We start from the raw sequence: 17,703 nt of genomic DNA, 5'->3' as shown, positions 1-17,703 counted from the left end.
GAGGAACGTCCGGGCGCGACGCTGACGCTCCGGCCCTTTCGCGGCCGGGTCCGGCCGCGAAAGGGCCGCAGTCCGCCCCGGACGCGCCGCGGCGGGCCCCGGTCCTCGAACCGGGGCCCGCCGTGGACGTGCGAGCGGAGGGGGTGCGTACCGTCCGGCTCAGCCGCCGGCGGCCGGGCGGGGCGCCGCGCCGCGTGCCGGGGCGCGTTCCGCGTGGGCCGGGCGGCGGCTGCCGGCCGGGGTGAGCGGGGTCCGCTCGGAACGGATCAGGTGCGGACGGGCGGAGAGGTGGGCGGCGGGCCGGGCGGCCGGCTGGTGCGCCCCGCCCGGCACGGAAGCGGAAGCGGGGGCCGCGCCGCCCGCCGAGGCCGGAACCGGAACCTGGACCGGCTCGGCCGGCTCCGGCTCCGGCTGCCGCAGGACGACGGGCTGTACGGGCTGCACGGGCCGCACGGCCGCGGCACCCGGCACGGCCGCGCCGGGCACGCCCGCCGGCTGCCGCTCGGACGGTTCCCCGACGGTCCGCTGGAGCTGCCACTTGCCTCCGGCCGAGAGCAGCGGGACGAGCACCCCGGTGAGGGCCTCGGGCACCTGCCCGGCCTCCACGAGGCTGCGCAGCCTCGCCCGCACGTCGAAGACGTAGGCCTCGACCCAGGCGATGAGCGGCTCGAACCACGGCAGCGCCAGCAGCACGAGCAGGCCGGCGAGCCAGCCGAGCAGGACGTCGCTGACCCAGTGGGTGCCGAGGTAGACGGTGGTCGCGCCGACGCTCAGGGAGACCACGGCCGAGACCAGGGAGAGCACCCGGCGGGTGACCCCCGTGGAAGCCAGGTAGGCCAGGATTCCCCAGGTCACCACGGCGTTGGCGGTGTGGCCGGAAGGAAATATATCGCCGCCCGCGAAGAGCTCGGCGGAGCCGATCTCGGTGGCGTAGTGCGGACCGAGCCGGCCCAGGCCGAGCTTGACGGCGCCCACGGTGATGTTGAGCAGCAGCAGCGCCACGCCGAGGGTGATCAGCGGGCGGAGGGTGTGCTGCCGCCAGGACCGCCAGCCGAGCCACGCGGCGACCATGACCGCGGTGGGGCCGCGCTGACCCAGGACGACGAGGTAGTCGAGGAAGGCGTGGAGCTGCGGCCACTGCTCGTACGGCCGGAAGAACATGATCTGCCAGTCGAGGCGGACGAGCCAGGAAGTGGTCAGGACCGCGACGACGATGGCGAGGTAGATGCCGAGGGTCGACCCGAGGAGCACGACGCGGTGCCGGCTCATCCGCGGTGTTTGCAGATGAGCCGGTCGCTCTGGTTCCCGGTCCAGCCGGGCGAACACCCGCTCCAGTCTGGGCAGGATTTGGTCGGTACGCACTCAATCGACGTTACCGCGCGCCGATGGGCGGCCCGGTCGAATCGCGGGCTTTGTGATGACCATGTGATGTGGAGTTGCTCTCACACGGGACTTAATTCCCCGCATTCGGCCTTTGGTTGGAGCGGGGAAGGGCCCTTCCTCCGGTCTTTTCCTCGCATACTTAGGCCGCGTTTATCACGCCCGCTCAATTGCTTTGCCCAAAGATGGATCGGAATGGTCCATTCCGTGATCATGGGTCATCGGGACCCTCCGGCCCGGCCCGCCCCGCGCCTCACGGCGGCCCCGAACCGTTCAGCCAGAAGGCCCCGTACGCGGCCGACGCGGCGGCCGCCACGGCCAGTACCGCGGCCGCCCGGCCCGCCCGCCACCGGGCCAGCGCCACCGCCGGAGGGAACACCAGCGGGAAGGCCGGCAGCAGCAGCCGGGGCTTGGAGCCGAAGTACCCGGAGGCGCACAGGGCCAGCGCCACCACGATCCCCGCGTACACCAGCAGCGGCACCGGCTGTCGGCGGCGCACGCAGAGCGCGTACAGCCACAGCACCAGCGCCACCCCGGCGATCAGCCCGACCCCGGCGAGCAGGGAGGGGAAGCCCGGGGCGGCCAGCCGCGCCCCGATGAACCGGGCGAACGTCAGGCCGCCGTCGAAGCCGTTGCCCCAGCCGCCCTGCACGTCGAGGTACCCGGTCAGGCCGCCGCCGGTCCGCGCGCCCACCCACAGCACGTACGCCGCCGCGCCGAGCGGGGCCAGCAGCGCCCCCGCCACCGGCCGCCAGGAGCGCTCCCCGCCGCGCAGGGCCAGGGCGGCGGCCACCCACACCGCCGCGACGACCGCGGCTCCGACCGGCCGGGTCAGCCCCGCACCGGCCGCGAGGAGGCCGGCGGTGAGCCAGTGCCCGCGCAGGACCCCGTAGAGGCTCCAGACGGCCAGCGCGGTGAACAGCGACTCGCTGTACGCCATCGACTGCACGATCCCGACGGGCAGCGCGGCCCAGACCCCGACGGCGAACACCCCGGCCCGGCGGCCGTGGACCGACTCGGCGACGGCGAAGATCCCCCAGGCCGCGGCGAGCCCGGCGAGCGCCGACACCACCAGGCCGGCGGATCCGTGGCCGAGCCCGGTGACGGCCGAGACCAGCCGCTCCAGCCAGGGCAGCAGCGGGAAGAAGGCCAGGTTGGAGTGGACGTCGCCGTTGGGGAGCGCCACCTCGTACCCGTACCCCTCGGCGGCGATGCGGGCGTACCAGAGGGAGTCCCAGCGGGCCGAGAGCAAGGTGTGCGGACTGCTGCCGGCCACCGCCCCCCACACCGCGAGCACGGTGAGCCCGAGCAGCCGGACCGCCACGAACACGGTCAGAGCGGGCGCGGCCCGGCGAAATCCAAGATCCTTCACGGGCATGATTATCGAGGTCCGGGGCGGTCGCGCCCGGACAGGAACGGCCGAGGTGGGACGAGTGGCGCACACCACAGCGCGGCCGGCGGCGCTATGAGAGCTTGACCACGTGTCGGAGAGCCGAACTCGCGTACGCTGACTCTTCACTCGCATGTCGACGCCGGACCCCGCAGGATGCCACCCTCCCCATCCGTGGCCCCGAAAAGACGCTGGTCCGCCGAGTGCGAGGGATCACCTGGGAGGTACATGCATGTCGGGGACGAACGTGACCGGCGACAGGAACCCTTCCCCCTGGCAGCGACTGCGGCGACTCGGCGCGGCCTCCGGCGGGGCCAACCGCTGGGCCGTGCTCGCGGTCCTCTGCGTGAGCCTGGTGCTCGTGGCGCTCGACGCGACGATCCTGCACGTGGCCGTTCCCTCCGTCACCGAGGACCTCCGTCCCGGCCCGATGGAGCTCCTCTGGATCGTCGACGCCTACCCGCTGGTCTGCGCCGCCCTCCTCATCCTCTTCGGCACCCTCGGTGACCGCGTGGGCCGCCGCCGCGTCCTGCTCCTCGGCTACGGGCTCTTCGGCGCGGCCTCGGCCCTGGCCGCCCTCGCCGACAACGCCCAGGTCCTGATCGCCGCCCGCGCCCTGCTGGGCGTCGGCGGCGCGATGATCATGCCGGCCACCCTGTCGATCCTGCGCCAGGTCTTCCCCGACCGGCGCGAGCGGGCCCTCGCCATCGGCATCTGGACGGCCGTGGCGGCCGTCGGCGCCGCCAGCGGTCCCGTCCTCGGCGGCTTCCTGGTCCAGCACTTCTGGTGGGGCTCGGTCTTCCTCATCAACATCCCGCTCATGATCATGCTCCTGCCGCTGGGACGCTGGCTGCTGCCGGAGTCCAAGGGGTCCTGCGACGGGCCCTGGGACGTGCTCGGCGCGCTCATGGCCGCCGGCGGCGTGCTCGGCGCGGTCCTCGGCGTCAAGCGGCTCGGCGCGGAGCGCCAGCTCGTCGACCCGCAGGCACTGCTTCCCCTCCTGATCGGGGCCGGGCTGCTCGTCCTCTTCGTCCGGCGCCAGAAGCGCCGTGCGCACCCGCTGATCGACATGCGGATGTTCTCCCGGCCGGCCTTCACCACCTCCGTGGGCTGCATCGTGCTGGCCATGCTGGCGCTGGTCGGCCTGGAGCTGATCGCCGTCCAGTACCTCCAGCTCGTGCTGCACCTGAGCCCCCTGGAAACCGGGCTGCGCCTGCTGCCGCTCACCTTCGCGGCGATGGCCGCGGGCGCGACCGGCTCGTACACGCTGTCCCGGACCGGACCGCGCAGGATGGTCTCGCTGGGCTTCGTGCTGACCGCCGGGGCGGTGCTCCTCCTGACCTTCATGGGCCAGCACGACCGGCCGGTCCTGCTCACGGTCGGCTTCGTCCTCCTCGGCTTCGGCCTCCAGACCACCCTCTTCGCGGCCTACGAGTCCATGCTGAGCGAGGCTCCGGCCGCGACGGCCGGCGGCGCCGCCTCGATCGGCGAGACCTCCTACCAGCTCGGCGCGGGCATGGGCATCGCACTGCTGGGCAGCGTGATGAACGCGGCCTACGCACCGGGTCTGGCCTCGGTTCCGGGTGTCTCCGCCGCCGACTCCACCGGCGCCTCGCACTCCCTGGGCGAGGCCTACCAGATCGCGGCCCGCCTCGGCGGCCCGGCGGGCGAATCCCTGTTCGCGGCGGCCCGCCACTCCTTCGTCCACGGCCTGCACGTCACCCTCTTGGTGAGCGCGGCCCTGCTCCTGGCGGGCGCCCTGATGGCCCTGAAGCTCCCGCGCACGATGGAGTGCGCGGACCCGGAGCCGGTACGCCTCCCCGCCCAGCAAACCCCCGACGCCCCCACCCCCCGCATCCCGACCCAGCCCCTCCCCGACCACGACCCAGCCCTCGGCCACCCTGCCTGACGCGAATCCAGCCGTCCGGCGCTTGAGGACCGGGGTCCGGGGCAGAGCCCCGGGGAACGGCGGAAGGGCGGGTAGGGGACTTCGCCCCGCAGGGCCCACCCACCCGCACCCGCCGCCCGCTAGCGCACCGGGCCGGGACTCACAGACGGCACGGGCCGGGACGGCGCAGCCGACGACACCGGAGGCGGCACGGCCGGCACGGCCGGAGGTGCCACGCCCGCGGGCGCCTCCTCCCCCACAGGCGGCAGAGCCAACAGCATGCCGATCCGCAGCACCCCGGGCCGCGGCCCGACCACCCCCCGGTTCGCCGCGTAGAGCGCCTGCCACCCACCCCGCACCCGATGCCTCCGCGCGATCCCCACCAGCGTGTCCCCGCCGCGCACCACGTGCATCCGCCCCGCCAGCCCGTACCGCTTCGCGCACACGGGCCACGCCTCCCAGCCCTGGCTCCCCAGCAGTTCCTCCCCCACCCGGATCTGCTGCTCCCGGCTGGCGAGGTCCGCCCTCGGTGCGAAGGCCAGCCCCCCGTGCTCCTCCCACGTCGGCTGCCAGAACTGCAGTCCGCCGTAGAAGCCGTTCCCCGTGTTCACCGCCCAGCGGCCCCCGCTCTCGCAGTCGGCCACGCAGTCCCAGGGCCACTGCCCGCCGGGCCCGCAGTCCACCGCCCGGCCGGGCGCCCCCGGCACGGGCGGGGGCGGCGCAGCGACCGCCGAGATCGCCCCCGCTGCCGATGCCGATGCAGAAGCCGACGCGAGCACGACCAGCACAAGCGCCGCCGCGCCCACCCCACCCGGAACCCCGAAGTTGCGCATCGGGTCACGCTACGCAGCCCCGTACCACCCCCCGCGCCCGCCACACCGGGCCCCGCGCGCCCCCACCCGCTCGGCCCACCGGCGAAACGGCCAGCACCGGCCATCAACTGCGCACAACCAAAAAAGAGTTGGCACCAAAACAACGGCCCGGTCGGACCGTTCACTCCTTCGGGGGTCCGGTTCGATTCCGTTCCCTCAAACGGCGTGACCCCGGCCGCCACTCCCCCGTTGAGCCCGGCGAGCCGGAACCCCCCGGCACCGCACGCCTAGTCCGAGGAGCCACCCCGTGCCGCGCATGCTCGAAGTCAGTGATGAGGTACGTGCCGAGATCGGCGACGAGGAGGCCGAGCGGCTGCTCGCGGGCGACGGGTCCCCGGGCAGTTACGACTGCACGTCCTGCCGCACCCCCGGAGACTCCGAGCGCGAGCAGACCAGCACCGTGCTGTTCGTCGGCGACGAGACGGCCGTCCTGGCCTTCGCCCACGCCGGCTGCATCCCCTCGCAGGTCGTCTCCGTACCCGAGGCGGACCTCCAGGGCGCCGTCCGCTCCATCACCGGCGACAGCCCCGCCCCGGCGGCCCCCGCCGGCGACGTACCGCAGTCCGTGCCCGGCGGCCAGGCCGTCCTCGGCATCACCAGCGGCCTGATCCTGATCAACGGGGAGCTGCACCCGGCCCTCGTGGTGGAGCCGACCGCGCCCATCGCACGCCCCGGCACCACCGGCCCCGGCGACGACTTCCTCCCGCTCCTCATCGAGCAGGGCTTCATCCCGATGACCGACACCGAAGAGGTCCCGCAGGCCCTGAGCGGCTGGTCGATCCTGCTCGCCGCCGGCCAGCTGCACTCCGTGCTCCAGCCCGGTCAGATCGCCTGGTGGCAGGCGCACCGGCCGCTGTCGGTCACCGACGGCTGGCGGGCCGCCGTCAACAAGACGCAGCGCGTCCTGGTGTACGCCGCTCCGGTCGGCACCATCGGCCAGCAGCCCCGCGAGGACCTGCTGCGCGACGCCCTGGACAAGGCCGCCCGCAACGGCAAGCTGGTCGCCGCCTCGATGCCGCTGGCGGGCACCCCGGGCGCCTGAGCACCCGGAATCCCGGGGCTCCCCCGCCCGCCCGCCCCCGCTCTGTCTTCTCGTCCCCGAAAACGGCCGTCCGACCCCCGCCCAGGGGGCCGGGCGGTGTGCGCCGGGGGTGCGCGGTCCGTCCCGCGCACCCCCGGCGATCTGCGTTTTCCGCCCCGCGACCCCGCATCCGTGGGGCGCCGGTTTCGTTGGCTGATACGTGCATTCCTACGATGTCTCCCGCGCCCCGTCCTATCCGAGCAGCGTCCCCCCGATGCGCCCCGTACGGGAGCTGGGGAGCTCTCCGACCGCCTCGCACACGCCCATCTACGACACGCTGTACTCGGAGTACCTGCGCGCCTTCCGGGCCCTGCCCGGCGACCGCACGGGCGAGGAGGACCTCGGCTTCACGGCGTTCTCGTACGGGGGCCCCTACAGCGGCGCGTACGGCAGCGGCGCGGGCGCGTACGGCAGCGGGTCCACGACGGGCTCCGCGAGCTCCTACGGGAGCGGCTGGAACGGTTCCTCATGGCAGCCGGCGGGACAGCACGCCGGGCAGCAGGCGGACGCCTGGCAGCCCTCCCCCGCCCCGCAGCCGCAGTACTCGTACGCCGGAGCCGGATACGCGAGCGGGCGGCAGCACCAGACCGGGATGCAGCACATCCCGGCGGCCCTGCCGCCCGCTCCGCGCCGGGGCTACTAGCCCCGGCGGCCCTACCGAACTGCCATTACATCTTGCGCTTGTGCAGGGCACCGCGCTTCTCGCGGACGCGGACCGAGATGTGGATCGGGGTCCCCTCGAAGCCGAACTCCTCGCGCAGGCGGCGCTCGATGAAGCGGCGGTAGCCGTGCTCCAGGAAGCCCGAGGCGAAGAGGACGAACCGCGGCGGCTTGCTGCCCGCCTGCGTGCCGAACAGGATGCGCGGCTGCTTGCCGCCCCGGATCGGGTGCGGGTGGGCGGCGACGACCTCGCCGAGGAAGGCGTTCAGACGGCCGGTCGGGATGCGCATCTCCCAGCCGGCGAGCGCGGTCTCGATGGCCGGGACCAGCTTCTCCATGTGGCGGCCGGTGAGCGCCGAGACGTTCACCCGGGGCGCCCAGGCGACCTGCTGCATCTCGGTCTCGATCTCGCGCTCGAGGTAGTAGCGGCGCTCCTCGTCGAGGTTGTCCCACTTGTTGTACGCGATCACGATCGCGCGGCCCGCCTCGACGGCCATGGTGATGATGCGCTGGTCCTGGACGGAGATCTGCTCGGTCGTGTCGATCAGGATGACCGCGACCTCCGCCTTCTCCACCGCGGCGGCCGTACGCAGCGAGGCGTAGTAGTCGGCGCCCTGCTGGAGGTGGACCTTCTTGCGGATGCCCGCGGTGTCGATGAACTTCCAGGTGACCCCGCCGAGCTGGATCAGCTCGTCGACCGGGTCGCGGGTGGTGCCGGCCATCTCGTTGACGACGACGCGGTCCTCCTTGGCCACCTTGTTCAGGAGGGAGGACTTGCCGACGTTCGGGCGGCCGATGAGCGCGATCCGGCGCGGACCGCCGACGGCGGTGCCGAAGGTCTGCTCGGGGGCCTCGGGCAGGGCCTCCAGGACGGCGTCGAGCATGTCGCCGGTGCCGCGGCCGTGCAGGGAGGAGACCGGGTGCGGGTAGCCGAGGCCCAGGGACCACAGCGAGGCCGCGTCGGACTCGCCGCTCTGGCCGTCGACCTTGTTGGCGCACAGGACGACGGGCTTGCCGGCCTTGCGCAGCAGGCGGACGACGGCCTCGTCGGTGTCGGTGGCGCCGACCTTGGCGTCCACGACGAAGACGACCGCGTCGCAGGCCTCGATGGCGTACTCGGCCTGGGCGGCGACGGAGGCGTCGATGCCGAGGACGTCCTGCTCCCAGCCGCCGGTGTCGACGACCTTGAAGCGGCGGCCGGCCCACTCGGCCTCGTAGGTGACGCGGTCGCGGGTGACGCCGGGCTTGTCCTCGACGACCGCCTCGCGGCGGCCGATGATCCGGTTCACCAGGGTCGACTTGCCGACGTTCGGGCGGCCGACGACGGCGAGGACCGGGAGCGGGCCGTGGCCGGCTTCCTGGAGAGCGCCCTCGACGTCCTCGATGTCGAAGCCCTCTTCCGCGGCGAGCTCCATGAACTCCGCGTACTCGGCATCGCCAAGTGCTCCGTGGTCTTGCTGGTCGTTCATGAAGTCCGTTCCTCGTCGTTCGTGGTGATCGGTGGGGCCCGCGCAGCGCGGTTCCACTACTAGGTCAAGTCTCGCTCAGCGCCCGGTGAGGCGCTTGGCGTCGGCCAGGTGGGCGGTCAGCCGGTCCTGGATGCGTACGGTGGCCTGGTCCAGCGCGGTACGGGTGCGGCGGCCACTGCCGTCCCCGGCGTCGAAGGCATCGCCGAAGACGATGTCCACCCTGCTCTTCAGCGGCGGCAGGGCCTTGACGACCCGGCTGCGCCGCTCGGTGCTCGCGAAGACGGCGACCGGCACGATGGGTGCGCCGGCCCGGACCGCGAAGTACGCGAGGCCCGCGCGCAGCGAGGCGAAGTCTCCTTCGCCCCGGGTGCCCTCGGGGAAGATCCCCAGCGCCCCGCCGTTCTCCAGTACGCCCAGCGCACGGCTGACGGCGCTCCGGTCGGTCCCGGAGCGGTCCACCTTGACCTGCCCGATCCCTTCGAGGAACGGGCCGAGCGGACCGACGTACGCCTCCTTCTTGATCAGGAAGTGCAGCGGCCGGGGTGCGGTGCCCATGAGCATGGGGCCGTCGATGATGTGCGAGTGGTTCACGGCCAGGATGACGGGGCCGGTGGCGGGGACCTTCCAGGCCCCCAGCACGCGCGGCTTCCAGAGGCCGTACATGAGACCGATGCCGATCCTCCGGCCGACCGCCGCACCCTTGAGGGAGGGCGTATCGCTCACGCGCGGCCCCGCTTCTCTTCCACGAGGGTGACCACGCATTCGATCACCCTGTCGAGCGTCAGCTCGGTGGTGTCCACCTCGACCGCGTCGCCGGCCTTGGCCAGCGGGGAGGTCTTGCGGCCGGAGTCGGCCGCGTCGCGCTTGATCAGCGCTTCCTTGGTGGCCGCGAGGTCCGCGGCCTCCTTGCCCCGCAGCTCTCCGCTGCGGCGGGCCGCGCGGGCCTCGGCGGAAGCGGTGAGGAAGATCTTCAGGTCGGCGTCGGGCAGCACGGTGGTGCCGATGTCACGGCCCTCCACGACGATGCCCTCGGCCTCGTCGGCCGCCTCGGCGGCGATGGAGCGCTGCAGCTCGGTGATCAGGGCGCGCACCTCGGGGACGGCGCTCACGGCGCTGACCTTGGAGGTGACCTCCTGGGTCCGGATCGGGCCGGAGGCGTCCTGGCCGTCGACGGTGATCGTGGGGGCGGACGGATCGGTGCCGGACACGATGACGGGCTTGCCCGCCGCCAGGGCGATCGCCTGCGGGTCCTCGATGTCGATGCCGTTGGTGATCATCCACCAGGTGATGGCCCGGTACTGGGCACCGGTGTCCAGGTAGCGCAGCCCGAGCTTGGCGGCCACGGCCTTGGAAGTGCTGGACTTGCCCGTGCCGGAGGGACCGTCGATGGCGACGATCACGGCGGTCGGAGCTGCGGTTTCCACGGTGCGGGCACCTTCCTGGTTGCGCGTACGTGTCCGGGCGCGCCAATAGCGCCCCTCCTCCAGGTTACCGGGCTTTTCGCCGCCGCCCGCCGGGGCGGCGGCAGGGCCGCCCGGGGACGGGCCCGAGCGGGTCCGGGACCGGGCCCGGGGCGGGCGCGAGGCGGGTCCCGGGCCCGCCGGGGCCCGCCCCGGAGGCGCTACGGCTGGCGCAGCGCCCAGCCGCGCTCGCGCAGCTCGGCCTGGAGTCCGGCCACGGCGCGGGGTTCGACCATCAGCTGGACCAGACCGGCCTGCTGCCCGGTCGCGTGCTCGATGCGCACGTCCTCGATGTTGACCCCGGCCCGGCCGGCGTCGGCGAAGATCCGGGCGAGCTCGCCCGGCTGGTCGGAGATGAGGACGGCCACGGTCTCGTAGACCGTCGGCGCGGCCCCGTGCTTGCCCGGGACCCGGACCCGGCCGGCGTTGCCGCGGCGCAGTACGTCCTCGATGCCGGCCGCCCCGTCCCGGCGCTTGGCCTCGTCGGCCGACTGCAGGCCCCGCAGGGCCTCCACGGTCTCCTCCAGGTCGGCGGCGATCCCGGCGAGCACGTCCGCCACGGGTCCCGGGTTGGCCGAGAGGATCTCCACCCACATCCGCGGGTCGGAGGCGGCGATCCGGGTCACGTCACGGATGCCCTGACCGCACAGGCGCACCGCGGTCTCGTCGGCCTCCTCCAGCCGGGCCGCGACCATGCTGGAGACGAGCTGCGGGGTGTGGGAGACAAGCGCGACGGCCCGGTCGTGCGCGTCGGCGTCCATGACCACCGGGACGGCCCGGCACAGCGCCACCAGTTCCAGCGCCAGGTTGAGCACCTCGTGGTCGGTCTCCCGGGTCGGCGTCAGCACCCAGGGCCGGCCCTCGAAGAGGTCGGCGGAGGCGGCGAGCGGTCCGGACTGCTCCTTGCCCGCCATCGGGTGGGTGCCGATGTACGCCCGGGTGTCCACGCCGAGCGCGTCCAGCTCCCGGCGCGGTCCGCCCTTGACGCTGGCCACGTCCACGTAGGCGCGGGCCAGGTCCCGGCCTATGGCGTCGGCGAGGGCGGCGGCCACGTGGGCGGGCGGTACGGCGATGACCGCGAGGTCGGCCTTGCCCTGGTAGGGCTCCTCCGTGCCCGCGCCCAGCGCGGCGGCGGTACGGGCCTGCCCCTGGTCGCGGTCGGACAGGTGGACGGCGATGCCGCGGGCGGCCAGGGCGAGCGCAGCGGAGGTGCCGATCAGTCCGGTTCCGATGACGACGGCGGTTCTCACGGGGTGCTCCAGGGGTACAGGGGTGAGGCGGCGGTGCGGTGCCTGCCTCAGGGTAGCCAGCGGGAACGCCTCGAGGGCCCGGCGTCCCGTCCGCTGGGACGGGACGCCGGGCCCTCGGGAACCGCGCCCGGAGGGACCGGGGCGCTCGGAGGCTCGCTCAGAGGTTCTGCTGCTTGATGATGTCCTCCAGCGAGCCGGTCGGCACCGAGCCCTGCGGGGTCAGCTTGTCCACGGCCTGCGGGAGCGCCTGCGCGATCTGGTCGGCGGCCGCCTCGGGGGTGACGCCCGCCTGCTCGGCGACCTTGGCCAGGGTCTCGTCCGGCAGGGCCTTGGCGATCTCCGGGCCGCTGACCGGCTGGTTCTCGCCGGTGCCGACCCAGGACTGCGCCTGGTCGGTCAGACCCGACTTGGTCAGCATGTCCAGCAGCCCGCCGAGCGGGTTGTTCCCCGCGCCTCCGGCAGCCTGGGCGCCGCCGGCCCCACCTCCGCCGCCCATCAGGGCGCCGAGGAGGGAGCCGAGGATGTTGCCGCCGCCGCTGCCGCCCTGTCCGCCGCTGCCGCCGAGGAGGCCGCCGAGGAGGGAGCCGAGGTCATTGCCCGCCATGGTGATGCCTTTCGAAGAGGGACCGGGCGCGCGGAATGCGGCGTACCCGGCTTCGAGATACGGACAATGTCACCCAATCCGGCCACGTCTGCCACTTGGCGCAGAGCCGCGCACCGACTGCGGTAGAACGATCGGCATGATCTTCCATCTCGTACCGCTCGCCGACTGGACCGCCGACCCCGGACGCCCGTACGCCCCGGCCTCCCTCGACTCCGAGGGTTTCGTGCACGGTTCGGCGGACCCGGAGACGGTGCTCGCGATCGCCGCCGCGCACTACGCGGACGTACGGGGGACCCTGCTCGCCGTGGAACTCGACGAGCGCGCACTGACCTCCGAGGTCCGCCGGGAGGGTGAAGCGGGCCTGCGCTACCCGCACGTCCACGGACCGTTGAACCGGGACGCCGTGGTGCGCGTGTGGGAGGTGGTACGCGCCCCCGGCGCCGCCGCGGAGCTCGTTCCGTGGCCGCCGGAGGGCTGAGTCAAAGCGTGGCGGGGTGTCGCTGAGGCCCGTCACGCGCCAGGATGCCTCTCGCCATCCCGGCGATCACCCGAGGAGAAGTCATGAGCGACCCCACCCGCGCCGCCCGGCGCACCGTACTGGCGGCCGGCGCGAGCGTCCTGGCGGGCGGCGTGCTGACCGCGTGCGGCGGAGCCGACGAGACCAAGCCTTCGTCCGAGGGCGGCAGCGCCCCCACGGCGCAGAACTCCGCGTCCGCCTCCGCCCCCGCCTCGGCTCCGGCCGGGGAATCCAAGGCCCTGGTCAAGTCCTCGGAGGTGCCGGTCGGCGGCGGCACGGTCCTCAAGGGCGAGAAGCTGGTCGTCACCCAGCCGACGGCGGGCAACTTCCGCTGCTTCACGGCGGTGTGCACGCACTCGGGCTGCCTCGTCAACAAGGTGGAGGCCGGCACCATCGACTGCCCGTGCCACGGCAGCAAGTTCAAGGACACGGACGGCGCGGTGGCCAAGGGCCCGGCCACCAGGCCGCTGGAGGAAAAGAAGATCACCGTCTCCCCGGCGGGCGAAATCTCGCTCGCCTAGCCGACGGCCCCGGCCGTAGCCTCGCGGGATGAACGAGGCCGACCAGCACGAACCGACGCCCGGAGCGACGACCGATCCGCTCGCCCTCACCCTGGTCAGGGAGCACACGGTCTACTCGTGCGTGATCGGTTCGAGGGCGTTCGGCCTGGCGACGGAGGCGAGCGACACCGACCGGCGCGGTGTCTACCTCGCCCCGACGCCGCTGTTCTGGCGCTTCGAGAAGCCGCCGACCCACGTGGAGGGGCCCCGGGACGAGGAGTTCTCGTGGGAGCTGGAGCGCTTCTGCGAGCTCGCGCTGCGCGCCAACCCGAACATCCTGGAGGTCCTCCACTCCCCGCTCGTGGAGGACCTCACCCCGGTCGGCGGGGAACTCCTCTCGCTCCGCGGCGCGTTCCTCTCCCGACGGGCCCACACCACCTTCAGCCGGTACGCCGTCGCCCAGCGCGGCAAACTCCTCGGCGACCTCCGCAACCACGGCGCCCCGCGCTGGAAGCACGCCATGCACCTGCTGCGCCTGCTCCTGTCCTGCCGCGACCTGCTGCGCACGGGCCGCCTGGTGATCGACGCGACCCCCTACCGCGACCGCCTCCTCGCGGTCCGCCGCGGCGAGCTCACCTGGGAGGAGGTCGACGCGTGGATGACCCTCCTCCAGGAACAGACCGAAGCCGCCCTCGCCACGACCCCCCTCCCCGAATCCCCGGACCTCGCCCGGGTGGAGGAGTTCCTCCTCCGCACCCGCCGGGCGTCGGCGACGGCAACCGGTACCGGAACGGCCTAACGCACCCGGCGCCGCACGACGAACTCGTCGAGCGCGTCGAAGGCGTCCGCGTGCTCCGGCAGCCGCGAAGCGGCCCGCGCCGCCTCCAGGACCCCGTGCAGGGCCTCGAAGTCCCGTTCCACCCGCCCGCCGTCGATGCCGGCGGCCTTGGAGGGCAACCCGTACAGGTGGGCGCCGGAGACCGTCGCGAACAGCAGCGGATCCGGCTGCTCGGCGACGACGGCGGTCAGGTCGATCTCCATCGCGTTCAGCACGGCTCACGCGTCCCAGAGCGCGCCGAAGGACAGGAGTTCCGCGCGGTACTCGATGCGTCCCTCCCAGTCCCGGGGCCAGACGTCCGCGCCGAGGTGGGCGCCGGCGAAGGCGCCGGCCAGGCAGGCGATGGAGTCGGAGTCCCCCGCCGTGCAGGCCGCGCGGCGCAGGGCCAGGAGGGGTTCCTCCGGGAAGAGCAGGAAGCACTGGAGGGCCGTGGCCAGGGCCTCCTCGGCGATCCAGCCCTCGCCCGTCGTCAGGCAGGGGTCCGTTTCCGGAGACGGGCTGCGCAGGGCCTCGGCGAGGCGGTCCAGGACCTCCAGGCACTCGTCCCAGCCGCGCGCCATGAAGGACTCGGCCGAGGTGTCGGATGCCGTCCGCGTCCAGAGGTCGCCGAGCCAGCGCTCGTGGTAGCGGGTGCGGTTCTCGAGGGCGTACGAGCGCAGCTGCCCGACCAGCCCGGTCACCTCGGTGCCCCGCGCCAGCAGGAACACCGCCCGCGCCGTGAGGTCGGAGGCGGCCAGTGCCGTCGGGTGGCCGTGGGTCAGGGCCGACTGGAGCTGGGCCGCGCCGGCCCGCTCCTCCTCCGTCCAGCCGGGCACCAGCCCGACCGGAGCCACCCGCATGTTCGCCCCGCAGCCCTTGGAGCCGAGCTGGCTGGCGTCGCGCCAGTCCCGCTCGGGGTGGTCGAGGAGGCTGCAGGCCTTCAGGCAGGTACGGCCCGGGGCCCGGTTGTTCTCCGGGGAGTGGTACCAGTCCACGAACTCCTCCCGGACCGGGCGGGCGAGGCGCAGCGGGCCGACCCGGCCGCGGTCCGTCGCCGTCCGTATGCCCCGGGCGAGGGCCAGCGTCATCTGGGTGTCGTCCGTGACGATCGCCGGCCGGGGCAGGTCCATCTGCCGCCAGGGGCCGGTCTTCGCCAGGATCCGGGGCACGTCGTTGAACTCCGTCGGAAGGCCCAGGGCGTCTCCCAGGGCCAGTCCGATCAGGGAGCCGGTGGCGGCCCGCTTCGTCTTCGCGGTGGTCGGTGTCGTCGGCGTCGTCGGCGTCGTCATCGTGGGTGTCCTTCCGAAGGGCGCAGCAGTGGCGGGTGCAGGGTGTCGGCAGGGCCGGGCCGGTAGAGCGCGGCCGGTTTGCCGCGGCCGCCGGTGAGCCGGGCGGCTCCGGGCACGGCCTCGACGAAGCCGGGCGTGGCCAGGACCTTGCGGCGGAAGTTGGGCCGGTCCAGGGCGGTGTCCCAGACGGTCTCGTAGACGGCCTGGAGCTCGCCGAGGGTGAACTCGGGCGGGCAGAAGGCGGTGGCCAGGCAGCTGTACTCCAGCTTCGAGCCCACGCGGGAGCGGGCGTCCGCGAGGATCTCCGCGTGGTCGAAGGCCAGTCCGAAGGCCGGCCCGCAGGCCTCCCGCACCGGCACCCAGCGGGCCCGGTCCGCGTCTCCGCCGCCCCCGGCCTCCGGTTCGGGCAGGTCGGGGACGAGTGCGGTGAAGGCCACCGAGACCACCCGCATGCGGGGGTCCCGGTCCGGTTCGCTGTAGGTGCGCAGCTGGTCCAGGTGCAGGGCGTCGATCACCCGCGCCGACAGGCCGGTCTCCTCGGCCAGTTCGCGCCGGGCGGCGGTCTCCGCGGACTCCCGCGGCAGGAGGAAGCCGCCGGGGAGCGCCCAGGCGCCCGCGTACGGTTCCTGCGCGCGCCGGATCAGCAGCACGTGCAGGGTCCCGCCGCGCACGGTGAAGACGACGAGGTCCACGGTCACCGCGAAGGGTGCGAAGGCGCGCGGGTCGTACTCCTGCGCCGCCCCGGGTCCGGTGTCACTCATCGGCTCCGCGCCCCGGTCCGCCCGGCCGCCTGCCCGGGCATCTCCCCGGCCACCCGCTCCGGCAGCGGATCGGCGAACCGCCAGCCCTCCGCGAGGAGTCCGTCCACGGCCGCCACCGCCGCCGCGAGCCGCTCGCGCCGGTCCCCGCGGACCACCAGGAAGCGCTTCCCGGTCCGTTCCAGCTCCTCCAGGAACCGCCCGGTCATCCAGGGCCGGAGCGCCTCCCCGTCGCGCAGCCCGTCGTCCTCGAAGGGCACGTCCGCGTGGTCGGTGAGCAGGTACAGGTCCCGCCGCGTCCCGGCGGCGATCCGCTCGACCTCCGCACTGCGCGCGCCCGTGTACCGCTCGTGCCAGATGCCGGTGGCGAAGGAGTCGGTGTCGCAGAAGAGCACCGGTGATCCCAGCCGGGCCGCCCGCTCCTCGTCCGCGTCCTGCCGCCGCGCGATCACCGGGAACTCCGCCGGGGTGAAGCCCACTTCGGCCCAGGTCGCCGCCGGGTCGGCCGCGCGCGCCGCCGCGAGCCGCTCCTCGCTGTACCGGCGCCCGTACTCCGCCACCCAGCCCGTCTTCGCCCACACCCCGCCGCGTGCCCGCCAGTGCTCGGCCAGGGCCCGCGAGAGCGTGGTCGTGCCGGTGGACTCGGCGCCGAGTACGACGATCCGCCGGGTCAGGGCCGCCCGTACGGCGGGCCCCAGGAACTCCCAGTTCCCGACGGGGTCGGCCCGTACGGCCGTGCCGGACACCGGGAACAGGGTGCGGTCCCGGTCCACGCAGACCTCCTCGGCGCCGAACCGCCGGGCGAGTTCGCTCCCGTAGGCCTCGGAGGTGAAGACGGCGTCGACCGGGCGGCGCACCGCGCCCCGGAAGATCGCCATGTGAGCCTCCCAGACCGCCGGGTCGTGGAGGTCGACCGGGATGTCGTCGACCGCGCCGACCACCTCGGCCCCGGGGTGCGCCTCGCGCATCCAGGCGACCCGGTCGGCGAGCGGTACGGATTCCACCGAGGCCGCGCAGACCAGTACGGTCAGCCGCTCGCACTGGTCCTGCGCGGTGCGCACCAGGTGGTGGTGGCCGGCGTGCGGCGGATAGAACTTGCCGAGGACCAGGCCGTGGCCGTGGCGCTTCACGCCGTCACCGCCGTCGCCGCCGTGGCCCCGCGGGCCGGGAGCGCCCGGCGCCAGCCGAGCAGTCCGGCGACGCACAGGGCGAGGAAGCCGACGTAGAGCAGGGAGGTCAGGTAGAGCCCCTTGTAGGCGTACAGCGGGATGTATACCAGGTCGGCGGCGATCCACAGCCACCAGGATTCGACGAGCTTGCGGCACTGCCCGTACGTGGCCGCGAGCGAGAGCCCCGTCGTGAGGGCGTCCCAGAACGGGACCGTGGAGTCGGTGACCCGGCTCAGCAGCAGGGTCAGGCCGAGCACCGCCACCGCCACCGCCGCGGCCAGCACGGTCCACTCGGCGGCCGTGGTGCGGCGCACCGGCAGGGCCGTGGTGGTTCCTGGTCCACCCCCGTGGGTCCAGGACCACCAGCCGTACGCGGCGAGGGCGATGAAGACGATCTGCAGCCCGGCGTCGGCGTAGAGGCCCGCCCGGGCGAAGAGCACGATGAAGAAGACGTTGTTCGCGATGCCGATCGGCCAGTTGGCGATGTGCTGCCGGGCGACCAGCCAGACGCACACGGCCCCCGTGACGAACCCGAGGATCTCGGTCCAGCTCGTCTGCCACCCCATGACGCCCCCACTCCCTTTATAGTCAGACTGACT

At 73.8% G+C, this 17,703-nt stretch carries 18 protein-coding genes and 1 pseudogene; 6 read left to right on the top strand and 13 right to left on the bottom strand.

The features are described from left to right. Positions 1–159: 159 nt before the first annotated feature. Positions 160–1,362, bottom strand: a complete 1,203-nt coding sequence (locus OG730_RS31990; RefSeq protein WP_327307490.1) for a phosphatase PAP2 family protein — start codon at positions 1,360–1,362, stop codon at positions 160–162. A gap of 271 nt (positions 1,363–1,633) precedes the next feature. Further along, a complete protein-coding gene (locus OG730_RS31985) occupies positions 1,634–2,758 on the bottom strand; it encodes a putative hexosyltransferase (protein WP_442815070.1) in 1,125 nt (374 codons plus the stop codon). Positions 2,759–3,002: 244 nt separating this feature from the next. On the opposite strand from OG730_RS31985, the gene OG730_RS31980 reads away from it, so the two are divergent. Beyond that, positions 3,003–4,679: an MFS transporter gene (locus tag OG730_RS31980; protein WP_327307488.1), complete on the top strand. Its 1,677-nt coding sequence runs from the start codon at positions 3,003–3,005 to the stop codon at positions 4,677–4,679. Positions 4,680–4,798: 119 nt separating this feature from the next. Here the strand turns inward: OG730_RS31980 and OG730_RS31975 are convergent, their stop codons facing one another. Beyond that, positions 4,799–5,491 carry a LysM peptidoglycan-binding domain-containing protein gene (locus OG730_RS31975; RefSeq protein ID WP_327307487.1) on the bottom strand — a complete coding sequence of 231 codons (693 nt, stop codon included), beginning with the start codon at positions 5,489–5,491 and terminating at the stop codon, positions 4,799–4,801. 286 nt (positions 5,492–5,777) lie between these two features. Here OG730_RS31975 and OG730_RS31970 point away from each other — a divergent pair, with 286 nt between their 5' ends. Further along, positions 5,778–6,572 (top strand): DUF8842 C-terminal domain-containing protein, encoded by a 795-nt coding sequence (locus tag OG730_RS31970; RefSeq protein ID WP_327307486.1) that lies wholly within the window; start codon positions 5,778–5,780, stop codon positions 6,570–6,572. Positions 6,573–6,825: 253 nt separating this feature from the next. Beyond that, a complete protein-coding gene (locus OG730_RS31965) occupies positions 6,826–7,254 on the top strand; it encodes a hypothetical protein (RefSeq protein ID WP_327307485.1) in 429 nt (142 codons plus the stop codon). A 25-nt stretch (positions 7,255–7,279) separates the two neighbouring features. Here OG730_RS31965 and der read toward each other — a convergent pair whose 3' ends face one another. From der to OG730_RS31940, 5 genes are all read right to left on the bottom strand, one after another. After that, positions 7,280–8,740, bottom strand: coding sequence for a ribosome biogenesis GTPase Der (gene der / locus OG730_RS31960; RefSeq protein ID WP_327307484.1), 1,461 nt, complete (start codon positions 8,738–8,740; stop codon positions 7,280–7,282). A 75-nt stretch (positions 8,741–8,815) separates the two neighbouring features. Next, positions 8,816–9,502: a lysophospholipid acyltransferase family protein gene (locus OG730_RS31955; RefSeq protein ID WP_327307483.1), complete on the bottom strand. Its 687-nt coding sequence runs from the start codon at positions 9,500–9,502 to the stop codon at positions 8,816–8,818. Continuing rightward, entirely contained in the window at positions 9,460–10,164 is a 705-nt protein-coding gene (gene cmk / locus OG730_RS31950) for a (d)CMP kinase (protein WP_327307482.1), read from the bottom strand. Before cmk ends, OG730_RS31955 begins: the two co-directional genes overlap by 43 nt. 197 nt (positions 10,165–10,361) lie before the next feature. Beyond that, a complete protein-coding gene (locus tag OG730_RS31945) occupies positions 10,362–11,450 on the bottom strand; it encodes a prephenate dehydrogenase (RefSeq protein WP_327307481.1) in 1,089 nt (362 codons plus the stop codon). Between the two features lie 157 nt (positions 11,451–11,607). Further along, a complete protein-coding gene (locus OG730_RS31940) occupies positions 11,608–12,054 on the bottom strand; it encodes a YidB family protein (protein ID WP_327307480.1) in 447 nt (148 codons plus the stop codon). A 136-nt stretch (positions 12,055–12,190) separates the two neighbouring features. Between OG730_RS31940 and OG730_RS31935 the strand changes: the two genes are divergently transcribed. The 3 genes from OG730_RS31935 to OG730_RS31925 all read left to right on the top strand — a co-directional run bounded on the left by OG730_RS31935 (position 12,191) and on the right by OG730_RS31925 (position 13,870). Continuing rightward, positions 12,191–12,532 carry a DUF952 domain-containing protein gene (locus OG730_RS31935; RefSeq protein WP_327307479.1) on the top strand — a complete coding sequence of 114 codons (342 nt, stop codon included), beginning with the start codon at positions 12,191–12,193 and terminating at the stop codon, positions 12,530–12,532. A gap of 83 nt (positions 12,533–12,615) precedes the next feature. Then, positions 12,616–13,092, top strand: coding sequence for a Rieske (2Fe-2S) protein (locus tag OG730_RS31930; protein WP_327307478.1), 477 nt, complete (start codon positions 12,616–12,618; stop codon positions 13,090–13,092). Positions 13,093–13,120: 28 nt separating this feature from the next. Beyond that, entirely contained in the window at positions 13,121–13,870 is a 750-nt protein-coding gene (locus OG730_RS31925) for a nucleotidyltransferase domain-containing protein (RefSeq protein WP_327307477.1), read from the top strand. Positions 13,871–14,001: 131 nt separating this feature from the next. Here OG730_RS31925 and OG730_RS31920 read toward each other — a convergent pair. The 5 genes and pseudogenes from OG730_RS31920 to pnuC all read right to left on the bottom strand — a co-directional run. Then, a pseudogene (locus OG730_RS31920) lies at positions 14,002–14,112 on the bottom strand (nucleotidyltransferase domain-containing protein); the annotation flags it as partial. A 15-nt stretch (positions 14,113–14,127) separates the two neighbouring features. Then, positions 14,128–15,177, bottom strand: coding sequence for an ADP-ribosylglycohydrolase family protein (locus OG730_RS31915; protein WP_327307476.1), 1,050 nt, complete (start codon positions 15,175–15,177; stop codon positions 14,128–14,130). After that, complete coding sequence (locus OG730_RS31910; RefSeq protein WP_327307475.1) at positions 15,174–15,938, bottom strand: NUDIX hydrolase; 765 nt, start codon at positions 15,936–15,938, stop codon at positions 15,174–15,176. The genes OG730_RS31915 and OG730_RS31910 overlap by 4 nt, the downstream gene beginning before the upstream one ends. After that, complete coding sequence (locus OG730_RS31905) at positions 15,935–17,065, bottom strand: AAA family ATPase (RefSeq protein ID WP_327307474.1); 1,131 nt, start codon at positions 17,063–17,065, stop codon at positions 15,935–15,937. The genes OG730_RS31910 and OG730_RS31905 overlap by 4 nt, the downstream gene beginning before the upstream one ends. Next, positions 17,062–17,670, bottom strand: a complete 609-nt coding sequence (gene pnuC, locus OG730_RS31900) for a nicotinamide riboside transporter PnuC (RefSeq protein ID WP_327307473.1) — start codon at positions 17,668–17,670, stop codon at positions 17,062–17,064. Before pnuC ends, OG730_RS31905 begins: the two co-directional genes overlap by 4 nt. Positions 17,671–17,703: the final 33 nt, after the last annotated feature.

This window comes from Streptomyces sp. NBC_01298, from assembly GCF_035978755.1.
Taxonomy (GTDB): domain Bacteria; phylum Actinomycetota; class Actinomycetes; order Streptomycetales; family Streptomycetaceae; genus Streptomyces.
Note: the sequence above shows the minus strand (reverse complement) of the source record. Positions and strands in the feature narration are given on the sequence as shown.